This is a genomic window from Altererythrobacter xiamenensis (genome assembly GCF_900177715.1).
GTDB lineage: Bacteria > Pseudomonadota > Alphaproteobacteria > Sphingomonadales > Sphingomonadaceae > Erythrobacter > Erythrobacter xiamenensis.
Map to the genome: position 1 here is coordinate 276,220 of NZ_FXWG01000002.1, position 12,817 is coordinate 289,036.

The 12,817-nt window shown below is 62.7% G+C and carries 12 protein-coding genes; 8 read left to right on the plus strand and 4 right to left on the minus strand.

All coding sequences use genetic code 11. The annotated features are described in order from the left end of the window. Nucleotides 1-68: 68 nt before the first annotated feature. The gene (locus tag CCE89_RS06615; protein WP_086437268.1) at nt 69-1,208 is read right to left on the minus strand and encodes a serine hydrolase domain-containing protein; all 1,140 of its coding nucleotides are present in this window, start codon (nt 1,206-1,208) and stop codon (nt 69-71) included. Between the two features lie 35 nt (nt 1,209-1,243). On the opposite strand from CCE89_RS06615, the gene CCE89_RS06620 reads away from it, so the two are divergent. After that, nucleotides 1,244-1,594, plus strand: coding sequence for a hypothetical protein (locus tag CCE89_RS06620; RefSeq protein WP_200810304.1), 351 nt, complete (start codon nt 1,244-1,246; stop codon nt 1,592-1,594). A gap of 15 nt (nt 1,595-1,609) precedes the next feature. On the opposite strand, the gene mnmA is transcribed toward CCE89_RS06620, so the two are convergent. After that, nucleotides 1,610-2,764: a tRNA 2-thiouridine(34) synthase MnmA gene (gene mnmA, locus CCE89_RS06625; protein ID WP_086437269.1), complete on the minus strand. Its 1,155-nt coding sequence runs from the start codon at nt 2,762-2,764 to the stop codon at nt 1,610-1,612. Between the two features lie 128 nt (nt 2,765-2,892). Here mnmA and CCE89_RS06630 point away from each other — a divergent pair, with 128 nt between their 5' ends. From CCE89_RS06630 to CCE89_RS06660, 7 genes are all read left to right on the plus strand, one after another. Next, complete coding sequence (locus CCE89_RS06630; RefSeq protein WP_086437270.1) at nt 2,893-3,195, plus strand: hypothetical protein; 303 nt, start codon at nt 2,893-2,895, stop codon at nt 3,193-3,195. Next, nucleotides 3,196-3,495 carry a CtrA inhibitor SciP gene (gene sciP / locus CCE89_RS06635; protein WP_086437271.1) on the plus strand — a complete coding sequence of 100 codons (300 nt, stop codon included), beginning with the start codon at nt 3,196-3,198 and terminating at the stop codon, nt 3,493-3,495. A 157-nt stretch (nt 3,496-3,652) separates the two neighbouring features. After that, entirely contained in the window at nt 3,653-3,916 is a 264-nt protein-coding gene (locus tag CCE89_RS06640; protein ID WP_086437272.1) for a GlsB/YeaQ/YmgE family stress response membrane protein, read from the plus strand. A gap of 225 nt (nt 3,917-4,141) precedes the next feature. Continuing rightward, entirely contained in the window at nt 4,142-5,341 is a 1,200-nt protein-coding gene (locus CCE89_RS06645) for an efflux RND transporter periplasmic adaptor subunit (RefSeq protein ID WP_086437273.1), read from the plus strand. A 4-nt stretch (nt 5,342-5,345) separates the two neighbouring features. After that, a complete protein-coding gene (locus tag CCE89_RS06650; RefSeq protein ID WP_086437274.1) occupies nt 5,346-8,819 on the plus strand; it encodes an efflux RND transporter permease subunit in 3,474 nt (1,157 codons plus the stop codon). A gap of 82 nt (nt 8,820-8,901) precedes the next feature. Then, complete coding sequence (locus CCE89_RS06655; RefSeq protein ID WP_200810331.1) at nt 8,902-10,125, plus strand: DUF445 domain-containing protein; 1,224 nt, start codon at nt 8,902-8,904, stop codon at nt 10,123-10,125. Nucleotides 10,126-10,228: 103 nt separating this feature from the next. Beyond that, the gene (locus tag CCE89_RS06660) at nt 10,229-10,891 is read left to right on the plus strand and encodes a sigma factor (RefSeq protein WP_086437276.1); all 663 of its coding nucleotides are present in this window, start codon (nt 10,229-10,231) and stop codon (nt 10,889-10,891) included. Nucleotides 10,892-10,981: 90 nt separating this feature from the next. Here the strand turns inward: CCE89_RS06660 and CCE89_RS06665 are convergent, their stop codons facing one another. Both CCE89_RS06665 and CCE89_RS06670 read right to left on the minus strand, forming a co-directional pair. Further along, the gene (locus CCE89_RS06665) at nt 10,982-11,911 is read right to left on the minus strand and encodes an electron transfer flavoprotein subunit alpha/FixB family protein (RefSeq protein WP_086437277.1); all 930 of its coding nucleotides are present in this window, start codon (nt 11,909-11,911) and stop codon (nt 10,982-10,984) included. A 29-nt stretch (nt 11,912-11,940) separates the two neighbouring features. After that, nucleotides 11,941-12,687: an electron transfer flavoprotein subunit beta/FixA family protein gene (locus CCE89_RS06670; RefSeq protein WP_086437278.1), complete on the minus strand. Its 747-nt coding sequence runs from the start codon at nt 12,685-12,687 to the stop codon at nt 11,941-11,943. Nucleotides 12,688-12,817 lie beyond the last annotated feature (130 nt).

A 12,817-nucleotide genomic window follows, 5' to 3' on the forward strand; every position in this document is an offset into this window, starting at 1 on the left:
CAGCGAGGCGGCCTTCAGGTCGCATGAGCGAGGAAATCGCGCCCCGGATGGGGTGCGAAAAAATAGAATCACCTCTCGGGATAAAGCTCGAGAATATCGGCCAGCTCCTGCAGCATCGCGATGCGCTGCGGGCGGTCGGAATGGCCCAGCCTGACAAGCGTCACGCGCTGCTCTGGCGAGACGATGACATACTGGCCCATGTGGCCGATCAGCGAAAACACGCTGCCCGGTGCGCGGTCGGGGAAGAGCGGATGCTCGCTCTCGTCACCAGCCTCGCGGTATTCGCGGTTGAGCCAGGTCTGCAGGCCGTATTGCGGGCTGCGCGGGCTAGGCGATACCATCAGCTCGACCCAGCGGCGTGGGACAAGCTGCTCGCCCCCCGGGGCGCGGCCCTTGCGGCGCAGGAACTCGCCGAGCTTGGCCCAGTCGCGCGCGGTGCCGTGGATCAGCGACCCGCCGATCAGCGTGCCCGATGCGTCGAACTCGGGCACCATGGAATCCATGCCCAGAGGCCCGAACAACCGCGCCTCGAGGAAGTCCGCCACGGCACGACGGCGAATCTCGGGATCGTCGCTATCGGTCAGGGCACGCGCTGCGATGTCGGCGAGAATGACAGTGGTGTTGGAGGAATATTCGAACTGCGCGCCCGGTTCCGCCTCGAGCGGTTGCTCCTTCGCCCAGCGCGCCATGTCGTCGCGCCCGTCGAGAAAAAGCATGCGCACTTCGGAGCTTTCGTATGGCGGGTCGCCCGCTTCGGTATGGCGCAGGCCGGACCGCATCTGCAGCAATTGCCGCAGGGTAATCTCGCCGCGCGGATCGCCGGGGCGCTGCCACAATTCGACCGGCGCGCTCTCGTCGATGCTCAGCCGACCGTCGGCCACAAGCATGCCGATCATCACGGCAGTCACGGTCTTCGCCATCGACCAGCTGACGAAGCGGGTGTCGGCATCATAGCCTTCGCCATAACGCTCGGCCGCGATTTCACCATTGGCCATCACCACCAGTGCACGGGTTTCGCCCAAGCCTTCCTTGGTGAAAAGCTCATCGACGGCGCGGGCCAGATCCTCGCGCGGGGCCCCGGCCTCTTCGGTCACGGCCGCCAGAGCAGCTTCTGTAAGCGGCGGTTCGCCGATCTCGGCTTCGCCGCAGGATGTGAGGCTTGGAAGCGCGGCGAGGAGCGCTATAGGGGCGAGCGACCGTTTCATCATTGGCCCCTCACTCGCGCAAGGAAATCCGATTGGCAATGGCAAATGCTAGATCACGTAATGCAGGGAAGAAGGGCTCTCGCGCCTTGTGGATTCTGCTCGTCATCGCAGCGGTGCTGGCCGCCGCTGCCTGGTATTTCCGCATCCCGGCGCAGGGATATGCGCAGACCGCAGCTGCCTATTCGGCGCGCGTTGCCTGTTCATGCCGTTTCGTTGCGGGACGCAGCCTCGATGACTGCAAGAAGGACAAGCTCGCAGGAATGGAACTGGTCACGTTGAGCGACGATGTGGGAGCCAAAAGCGTGACGGCACGCTTTCCGCTGATCGCCAGCGACACGGCTCGCTATCGCGAGGGCTATGGCTGCGTGCTGGAGAAGTGGGACAGCTAGCGCCCCTGAGGCAGTTCAGGCGGCGCTTTCGGTCGAATCGATCCAGCCACCGCCGACGACGCGCTCGCCAGCGTAGATCACAGCCGCCTGCCCGGGCGACACACCATACTCGGGCGTCTCGAAGCGGATTGTCGTAGCGGCTCCATCGCCGAGCGGTCCCTCAAGGGTAACCGGAACCGGTTTCGCCAGACTGCGCACCTTTGCAGTCAGTTCGACATCGGGAATGGGGCCGATCCGGTTCGTTTCGATTATCCGGGCGCTGGAGACCGCCAGCATCCGCTTGGGCCCCACGCGCACTTCGCCTGCCTCGGCATCGAGACCGACGACATAGAGCGGTTCGGGCTGGCCGCCGATCTCCAGGCCGCGGCGCTGGCCCACCGTGTAATGGACGATGCCCTTGTGTTCGCCCAGCGTTTCGCCGCTCTCGGCATGGACAATCGCGCCCGGAATGCCGCCCTCGGGCCGCATCTTCTTGACGATCCTGGCATAGTCGCCGTCGGGCACGAAGCAGATGTCCTGGCTGTCGGGCTTGTCTGCATTGCGCAGGCCCGCCTCCTCCGCCAGCCGCCGTACGTCGCTCTTGGGCAGGCCGCCCAGCGGAAAGCGCAGATAATCCAGCTGGTCTTCGGTGGTCGCGTACAGGAAATAGGACTGGTCGCGCGCCGGGTCGAGCGCTCGATGCAGCTCCGGCCCGGCCGATCCCATCACGCGGCGGACATAATGCCCGGTCGCAAGGCAATCGGCACCCAGCTCGCGCGCCATCTTGAACAAGTCCGTGAACTTGGGCCCCATATTGCAGCGGATGCAGGGCACCGGCGTGCGTCCGGCCAGATATTCATCGGCGAACTGCTCGACCACGTCTTCACGGAAGGCGCTTTCGTGATCGAAGACGTAATGTGCGATGCCGAGCCGGTCTGCCACGGCACGGGCATCGGCGATGTCGTCACCCGCGCAGCACGCGCCCTTGCGGCCTGTGGCTGCGCCATAATCATACAGCTGGAGCGTGATCCCGATGACTTCGGCTCCGCTGGCGTGTGCCAGCGCTGCCACGACCGACGAATCGACTCCGCCCGACATGGCGACCACGATGCGGCTCTCGCCCGCCGGTTTGGGCAGGTCGAACAGCGCCTCGGGATCAATCCCGGCGTAGGAGGTTGTCGCATCTGACATGGATGGCGCGCCTCATACACGCCCTTGCGCCATGAATCCAGCCACGCGTGACAGCCCCGTTTTTTCCCTAATCTTCGGTAAATTACGGCTTTACGCAATCTTGACCGACTTGGGTTTAAAGGGAGGTCATGTTCGAAAACAAAGCCATCACTGCAGCTGCGATTCCGGCGAACGAGGGCACGGCGCTCAAGGCGATAGCCTGGCCCGAGCTCACGGCACGAATCAATGCCGCACGCGACTTGCGGAGCGTCCTGCGCCGTGACAGCGCCTGCATGATGGCAAGCTTCACCGACGCTGCCGCAGGTTACTTCTGTGCGGAGGACGATGGCAAACCTCCTGTTAACTCTGATGCTTTAGAGCATGGCAAACCAGCCGAGTGCACCACCGGCGGCGAAGAGAGTGAAGCTGCTAAAGGCGACCGAGAGTTTTAGATGATCGAAAACCAAGACATCCGTCCTGCACAGGTTATCGGCCCGCTCGGCGAGCCGCTGACGCTTGACGACTTGCCTTCGCCCAAGACGAAGCGCTGGGTCGTGCGTCGCAAGGCGGAAGTGGTCGCTGCCGTAAACGGCGGGCTCCTGACCATTGACGAAGTGCTCGAGCGCTACGGCCTCACTCTTGAAGAGTTTGCTTCGTGGCAGCGCGCGGTCGACCGTTCGGGCATGCAGGGTCTGCGCGTCACGCGCATCCAGCACTACCGCGATCTCTACGAGCGCCAGCTCAAGTACTGAGCCGCAATCTTTCAATCTTACAGGTAGCGCGCGAGGGCAAATTCGCTCTTGCGCGCTTTTTGTTTTAGCCTTTCTCCATCCGCCGATGTGATTGCCGGGAACGAGCCTGTTCCAAGGCCGTTATCAGGCGGAAACGCATAATAGCAGGAGGACGCTAATGGGTTGGATTATCGCACTTATCGTGGGCGGCATCGCAGGATGGCTGGCCAGCCTGGTCATGAATCGTGATGCCTCGATGGGCATTTTCTGGAATATCGTCGTCGGCTGCATCGGCTCGGTCATCGGCAATCTCATCGCCAACCAGTTCGGCATTGTCGGCAGCGTACAGGAGTTTTCGCTGACCGGCCTGATCGTCGCAGTGTTCGGCGCGGTGATCCTTCTTGGCATCATCAACCTGATCCAGCGTGGCCGGGTTCGCTAAGAGCCGAAAAACCAAGCGAAATCAGGGGCGGTGCGGCGAAAGCCGTGCCGCCCCTTCGTTTTACACCGGGACATTTGCCCTCATGTCCCTTGTCGGCGGCTTATGTCGCTCATCGACTCATGCATTGCCCCGCGTAGGCGCGATGCTTATGAGGTATTGCGCGCGGTGACTTATATCGGTAATACACCGCTGGGCTGCGTTTGCTGGCCCGAGTAGGGAATGGGCATGAATTACGAAACCAACATCACCGGCGAAACGAAGCATTCGATCGCTTCCGATATCGAGCTGGACGACGGTTATGAGCGTTCGAACAAGACGCGCTGGATCATCGGCGGGATCATCCTGCTGATCGGCGCGCTCGCGCTCGCCTATTTCCTGACGTCGAGCGGCGAAGGCGCACCGGCTGCAGCGGGCGACGACCGTTCGCAACTGCCATCTGTTACCGTGGTGACGCCAGGAACCACCACCGTCGAAGGGACCATCACCGCCCCCGGGACTTTGGCGGCGCGCCGCGAAATGCCGGTCGGCGTGGTTGGTGAAGGTGGCCGCGTGGTTTCCGTGCCGGTCGATGCCGGCGACTGGGTCCGCCAAGGCCAGGTTCTCGCCGTGATCGACCGTTCGGTTCAGAATCAGCAGGCGCAGAGCGCCGCTGCCCAGATCCAGGTCGCTCAGGCCGACGCCAATCTCGCGCAGTCCAACCTCGATCGTGCGCTGCAGCTCGTCGAGCGTGGTTTCATTTCCAAGGCCGACGTCGATCGCCTTACCGCAACCCGCGATGCCGCTGTCGCCCGCGTCAATGTCGCGCAAGCGCAGCTGCGCGAACTGCGGGCTCGCAACGCACGCCTCAATATCATCGCACCTGCTTCGGGTTTGCTGCTCGAACGCAATGTCGAACCCGGCCAGACGGTAAGCGGCGGCTCGGCCCCGCTGTTCCGTATTGCCAAGGGCGGCGAAATGGAAATGCTCGCCGAAGTGAGTGAGAGCCAGCTGGCAAGCCTGTCCACCGGCGTGCCTGCCAACGTCGTCCCGACCGGTACCGAGAAGCAATTCACCGGGCAGGTCTGGCAGCTTTCGCCGGTGATCGATCCGCAGAACCGCCAGGGAACGGCGCGCATCGCGTTGTCCTATGCGCCGGAATTGCGCCCGGGCGGCTTTGCCACGGCGACGATCAACAGCGGCACGGTGGTCGCTCCGGTCCTGCCGGAAAGCGCGGTCCTGTCCGATAATGAAGGTGCCTATGTTTTCGTGATCGATAACGAGAACAAGGCAGTCCGCCGTTCGATCAGGACCGGTATGGTCACGAACCAGGGCATCACCATTGCCGAGGGACTAGATGGAAGCGAAAAGGTCGTTCTGCGTGCCGGCGGCTTCCTGACCGAAGGTGAAACCGTCAACCCGGTCGCCGCCGAAGCCGGCGAGGGATAACTTCATGAATTTCCGCAACATATCCGCATGGTCGATTCGCAACCCGGTGATCCCGCTGGTGATCTTCACCGCGCTCCTGTTTGCGGGGATCATCAGCTTCGCGCGGATGGATGTGGTCAACAATCCTGATGTCGAGTTTCCTGCGGTCAATATTTCGATCTCGCAGCCGGGCGCAGCCCCGACCGAGATTGAAAACCAGATCACCCAGCGCGTCGAATCCGCGGTTCGCTCCATCAATGGCGTGAAGTCGCTCAATTCGACCGCACGCGAAGGCAGTTCGAACACCTTCGTCGAGTTCGAGATCGGCACCGACCCCAATGATGCGGTGGCAGAGGTCAAGAACGCCGTCGATACGGTACGCGGCAGCCTGCCCGATGGTATTCTCGAACCGCGCATCAGCAAGGAAGAAGTCGCCGGCGGCTTCCTCGGCGTGTATGCCGTCGAAGCGAGCGACATGACGATCGAACAGCTCAGCTGGTTCATCGACGATACGGTCGCCAAGCAGCTGCTTTCGATCGAAGGCATGGCCGAAGCCGGGCGTTTCGGCGGCGTGGATCGCGAAATCGAGGTCATCCTCGATCCGGCCAAGATCCAGGCACTTGGCGTCACGGCCAGCCAGCTCAACAATGTCCTGCGCTCGACCAATCTCGATGCTGCGGGCGGCATGGCCGAGGTCGGCGGAACGCGCCAGTCCGTCCGCGTCCTCGGTAATGACGACGATGCCTACTCGCTGTCGCAGCGGCAAATCCAGCTCGGCAACGGCCGCACGGTCAGGCTCGCCGACGTTGCCACCGTGCGCGATGGCTATTCGGAACGGACCTCGATCAGCAAGGTGCGCGACAAGGAGGTCGTGAACTTCTTCATGTCGCGCGCCAAGGGCGCTTCGGATGTGACCGTCTTCAACGAGGCGCAGGAAATCATCGCGCAGATCGAAGCGGAAAATCCCAACGTCCGCTTCATTCCGCTCGTCAACACCGTCAAATACACCGTGGGTCAGTATGAAAGCTCGATCGCCGCCATGATCGAAGGCGCGATTCTGGCTGTCGTGGTGGTCTTCTTCTTCCTGCGCGACTGGCGCGCGACGATCATTTCGGCCATCGCTATCCCGCTTTCGGCAATCCCGACCTTCTGGTTCATGGATTTGCTGGGGTTCAACCTCAATTTCCTGTCCCTGCTCGCGCTCGGCCTGGTGGCCGGTGTGCTGGTCGACGATGCGATCGTGGAGATCGAGAACATCGTCAGACACATGCGAATGGGCAAGAGCGCCTATCAGGCCTCGATCGACGCGGCCGACGAGATCGGCCTCGCCGTGGTGGCGACCAGTTTCTGTATCGTCGCGGTGTTCCTGCCCGTCGGCCTGATGCCGGGCATTTCGGGTCAGTTCTTCAAGAATTTCGGCCTGACGGTCGTCGTCGCGGTGCTGATGAGCCTTGCCGTGGCGCGTATGATCACGCCGATGCTCGCGGCCTATTTCCTCAAGGCCAAGGGACACGCTGCGCACGGCGAAGGGCCGTGGATGGACCGCTATATGAAGGTCCTCGCCTGGTCGCTCAACCGCGGCAAGCTCTACGCGATGCGCGACGGTGTTGCTCCGCCGCGTCACCGCTGGCTCTATGTCATCAGTCTGCTGCTGGTGACGATCCTGATTCTCGCCATATCGGCCATGGCCATGTTCATGGCGCACGGGGCGATTGCCGGCCTGGAACTATCTACGGGCATCGCCGGCGCAATCTCGAGCGACCCCAACGGTACGGTCTATTTCCTGGTCGAGAGATTGTTCGACATCCTGACCGTGCTCGCAGCAATGGGCATCGGGTTTCTCGCTGCTTATGGTGCCTTCCACCTGCTCACCCTCCTTGCCAAGGTCAGCGGCAGCCGGTTCTCGCAAAGCGTCACCTATCTGCGCGCGCGCTTCTATGATCACCGCATCTGGATGCTGGGCGTCGGCTGGTTCGCGCTGCTGCTGACGGTCCTTCTGTTCAGCCAGGTTCCGCCCCAGTTCCAGCCGACCATCAACGATGAAAACAGCCGGATCGAAATCGAGATGGTGCCCGGCACCACGCTCGCAACGACCGAGCGCGTGACCAAGGACATCGCCAACCTGCTTTACGAACAGCCCGAGGTCGAACTGGCGCTCGAGCGCGTTCGGGAAGGCCAGGCGACGATCTACATCAGGCTGAAGGAAGACCGCGAGAAGACCTCGATCGAGTTCGAGCGCGATCTCGCGCCGACGCTGGCGCAGATCCCCGATGCGCGGGTTCGTTTCCAGTCGCAATCCGGCGGGTTCGGTTCCGGCCGCGACCTCACGGTCATGCTGGCGGGTTCCGACCCTGTTCTTCTCGAGGAGACCGCAGCGACGCTGGTCGAACAGATGAAAGGCGTCGACACTCTGGTCGCACCGCGCATCAACGCCGACATCAACCGGCCGGAGATCATCGTTACTCCGCGTGAGGATCTTGCCGCCGAACTCGGCGTGACGACCATCGCGCTGAGCCAGACGATCCGCATCGCGACCATGGGCGAGATCGAGCAGAACGCCGCGAAGTTCTCGCTGTCGGACCGCCAGATCCCGATCCGGGTCAAGCTGTCCAAGGCTTCCCGCAGCGATCTGACGACTCTCGAGAACCTGCCGGTGCAGACCATCAACGGCGGTTCGGTGCCGCTCGGCCGCGTGGCCGATATCTCCTTCGGTTCCGGCCCGACGACGATCCAGCGCTACAACCAGAACCGCCGCGTCCTGGTCGGTGCAGACCTTGCCAGCGGCGTGATCAAGGGGGAGGCACAGGCAGAAGTCGACGCCCTGCCGATCCTGCAGGACCTGCCGCAGGGCGTGATCCGCGACGTGGTGGGCGAGGACGAATGGCAGCAGGAACTCGTCCAGAACCTCATCATCGCGATCATTTCGGGCGTGCTGCTGGTCTTTGCGGTGCTGGTGCTGCTCTACAAGCGACTGATGAGTCCGCTCGTGAACATGACGTCGCTTGCGCTGGCACCACTCGGCGGCATCCTGCTGATCTGGCTCGTTGGCCAGTCGCAATCGATGCCGGTCTATATCGGGATATTGCTGCTGCTCGGTATCGTTTCGAAGAACTCGATCCTGCTGATCGACTTCGCGATCGAAGAGATGGAGGCGGGCACACGCAAGCTGACCGCCATCCTCGAAGCGGGGCACAAGCGTGCGCAGCCGATCGTGATGACCACCGTCGCCATGACGGCGGGCATGGTGCCTACGGCCATCTCGCTCTCGGGTGATGGCGCCTGGCGCCAGCCCATGGGCGTGGTGGTGATCGGGGGCCTGATTCTCTCGACCATGCTGACGCTGCTGATCGTTCCGGCGGGCTTCAGTCTCGCGGATGGTTTCGAAAAACGCGCCGGCCCATGGTTGCGCCAGCGCTTCCTGACCTATCGCCCGGGCGACGATGGCAAGCCTGCGCGCGACGATGGTGACGCTGTACCGGGGTTCGAGCCGGCAGAGTGATTGTTAGCTGACCATGGCGGCACGCAAACCCGTACCGCTCGTTTTCGGCGGCGAGCCGCTCACCGCAGACCGTGCGCGCACCATGCGCTGGACTGCGACCGGTCTGCTGGTGCTGATGGCGGCGCTGTTCATCGGTTCCAAGCAGCTGCTCGAAGTGCATCCCGGCTGGGGCTATCTCAACGCCTTTGCCGAAGCGGCAATGGTCGGCGGGCTGGCGGACTGGTTCGCGGTTACTGCGCTGTTCCGCCACCCGCTCGGCCTGCCAATCCCGCACACCGCGATCATTCCCGAGAACAAGGATCGCATTGCCGACACCATGGCGCTGTTCCTGCGCGAGAACTTCCTGACGCCCGCCGTGGTGGCGCGGCGCATGAGCGGCATGAATGTCGCAGGCGCGATCGGTGACTTCCTCAGTGCCCCGCGCAACGACAACGAGGCGCTCGACAACCGTTCGCGCATCACCAGCGGGGCGGCCGAACTGCTCGCCGAAGTTCTCGAATCGCTCGATCCCGACCGGCTCGGCAATCAGGTGCGCACCGGCTTGTCGAACCAGGTCGCCAAGATCGACGTCTCGCCCTTGATCGGGCGCATGCTCGAAAGCGCCATCGCCGACGGGCGGCACATGCCGTTGATGGACGGCTTCATCCGGTGGGCGGGTCTGACGCTCGAGGACAATGAAGAGACCGTTCGCGAGATCATTCACGCCCGTGCCAATGCGGTGCTGCGCTGGACCGGCCTCGACGAGCGGATCTCGGGATCGGTTCTCGATGGGCTATACAAGCTGCTGGCCGAAGTGCTGGTCGATCCCGAGCACCCGCTCCGCGGCAAGATCGAGGAGGGTCTGGAAAAGCTCGCCCATGATCTCCAGCACGATCCCAAGACGCGTGAACGGGTCGAGAGTATGAAGCGCGACCTGATGGAGAACCCTGCGGTCGCCGAATGGTGGATGGGCGTGTGGGAACGGATCCGCCGATCGCTGATCCGCCGCGCGCGCGACCCCGACAGCGCGCTGGGCGAAGAAATGCGCAAGGGGCTGGCAGAGCTTGGCAGTGCGCTGAAGGACGATGTGCGCCTGCAGCACCAGATCAATCGTTTCGCCCGGCGCACGGCAGTCGGCATTTCGACACGCTATGGCGGGCAGATCGTCCAGCTCGTTTCGGAAACGGTCAAGCGCTGGGACGCGGTGACGATCACCGGCCGGATCGAAAGCGCGGTCGGGCGTGACCTCCAGTTCATCCGGATCAACGGCACGCTGGTCGGCGGCCTGGTCGGCGTGACGATCCATGCGCTCGATCACGTGATCTGACCCGCCATCGCGGCTTACCGCGTAAAGTCACCTAGCCTGCGGGCAGGGCTCGATGAATGGCCGCCCGATATGTCTGTTTCCCGGAAGGTGATGGGAATCGACTATGGGCGAACTTGCTGGCGAGCTCGAATATCTGGCGCGGACGCTGTCGCAAATGCCTCTGTCCGAAGTGCGACGCAAACCTTTGCTCTACGACCGGATATTCGCGCGATTGCTCGACTGTCTGAGGCCGCGAATCGGGCATCTGATACAGCGTTATGGACTATCGGACATGCGCGAGGATGCGGAGCAGGCCTGCGCCATCGGTGTGCATCGAGCCCTCGAAACCTATGATCCCCGCAAGGCTCGATTCACCACCCATGTTACCTGGCAGCTACGTGGCGAATTGCAGAGCCTGCGCCACCGCGTGCGCCTCGATCAGCGACAGAGCGCACAAAGCGCGCAGGTTCGCACAGTCTCTCTCGAGGCACTGTCCGCCGCATATGCCGAGCGTGGCGAGGTATTCGAGATCGTCGACGAAACGGCGCTCCAACGCGTCGAACGAACCTGTAGCAATGCATTGGTGAGGCGGTCCCTTCTCCGATTGATGAACCGCATAGAGACGCCGGTGCAAGAACGGGTCATCGTACTGGAATCGGTGTTCGACCGGGAAGGCGACGACTCCCGTTATGGCAAGACGCGCGAGCAGCGCCGCCAGATTGTACGTCGAAACATCAGGAACTGCGCCAGGATAGCGGCGACCACGACCATAACTGCTGAAATGTAGTTTTGTATTCGATTGATGCGGCGCAAAACAAAAGACCCGAGCCAGCGGCCCGGGTCTCATGTGGCATCAAATGCCCTTCGCTTGCTCGGCTCAGAGCTTCTCGGTGAGCTCCGGCACTGCCTTGTAGAGGTCGGCGACGAGGCCGATATCCGCAACCTGGAAGATCGGGGCGTCCTCGTCCTTGTTGATGGCGATGATGGTCTTCGAATCCTTCATGCCGGCAAGGTGCTGGATCGCGCCCGAGATACCGATCGCGATGTAGACTTCCGGAGCGACGATCTTGCCGGTCTGGCCGACCTGGTAATCGTTCGGCACGTAGCCCGCATCGACCGCAGCGCGCGATGCGCCGATGCCTGCGCCGAGCTTGTCGGCGAGCGGGGTGATGTATTCCTCGAAGGTTTCTGCGTCCTTCAATGCGCGGCCACCCGATACGATCACCTTGGCGCTGGTCAGTTCGGGACGTTCGCTTTCGGCGATTTCTGCCGAGACGAAGCTGGAGGTACCAGCATCGCCCGGGCCGGAAACGGCTTCGACCTCGGCCGAACCGCCTTCGGCTGCGGCCTTGTCGAACGCCGTACCGCGAACGGTGATGACCAGCTTGGGATCCGAGCTCTCGACCGTGGCGATGGCGTTGCCGGCGTAGATCGGACGGGTGAAGGTCTTTTCGCCTTCGACCGATAGAATGTCCGAAATTTGCATGACGTCCAGCAGCGCTGCAACGCGCGGCGCGATGTTCTTGCCGGTGGTGGTGGCGGGCGCGAGAAATGCGTCGTGGTGACCCATCAGGTCGGCCACCAGCGGTGCCACATTCTCGGCCAGAGCATGCTCGTAAGCCGCATCGTCGGCGACATGGACCTTGCCCACGCCTTCGACCTTGGCAGCCTGCTCTGCAACGCCGCCGCAGCCACTTCCGGCCACCAGCAGATGCACTTCGCCCAGCTTGCTTGCCGCAGTGACCGCGGCCAGCGTTGCGTCTTTCATCTCGTTATTGTCGTGTTCGACCCAGACGAGCGTTTTCATGTGATAGTTCCTTCCTTGTCCGGGGTGACTTACGCGATGCCGAGCGCTTTGATCTTGGCGACCAGCGCGTCGACGTCTTCGACCTTCTCACCTGCCTGGCGAACTGGCGGTTCGGAGACATTGGTGGTGGTGAGGCGCGGCGCGATATCCACGCCGTAGTCCGCCGGGCTCTTGGTATCGAGCGGCTTCTTCTTCGCCTTCATGATGTTCGGCAGCGACGCATAGCGCGGCTCGTTGAGGCGAAGGTCGGTGGTGATGATGGCGGGCAGCGTCAGCTTGACCGTTTCGAGACCGCCGTCGATCTCGCGCTTCACGGTGACGGCGTCGCCGTCGACCTCGACCGTATTGGCGAAGGTGCCCTGCGGGCGGCCCATCAGGGCGGCGAGCATCTGGCCGGTCTGGTTGCTATCGTCAGAGATCGACTGCTTGCCGAGCATCACGATGCCGGGCTGTTCTTCGTCGGCAATCGCCTTGAGGATCTTGGCAACGGCGAGCGGCTCGACCTCTTCGTCGGTCTCGACGAGGATCGCGCGATCGGCACCCATGGCGAGCGCGGTACGCAGCGTTTCCTGAGCCTTTGCCGGGCCGATCGAGACGGCGACGATTTCTTCGGCCTTGCCCGCTTCCTTGATGCGAATCGCCTCTTCGACAGCGATCTCGTCGAACGGGTTCATGCTCATCTTGACGTTGGCCAGGTCCACGCCCGAGCCATCCGCCTTGACGCGCGGCTTCACGTTATAGTCGATCACCCGTTTGACGGGCACGAGGATTTTCATGGGGTATCCTTCCTGTCGCAATCTTTCGGCGCCGCTCTAGCTTGCGTTTACGTAAACGTCAAGTTGGAGCGACGGGCTTACAGCTATCAAATCCTTGAGCAACCCCTCGCGTTCCCGCAGGCCAAGGTCA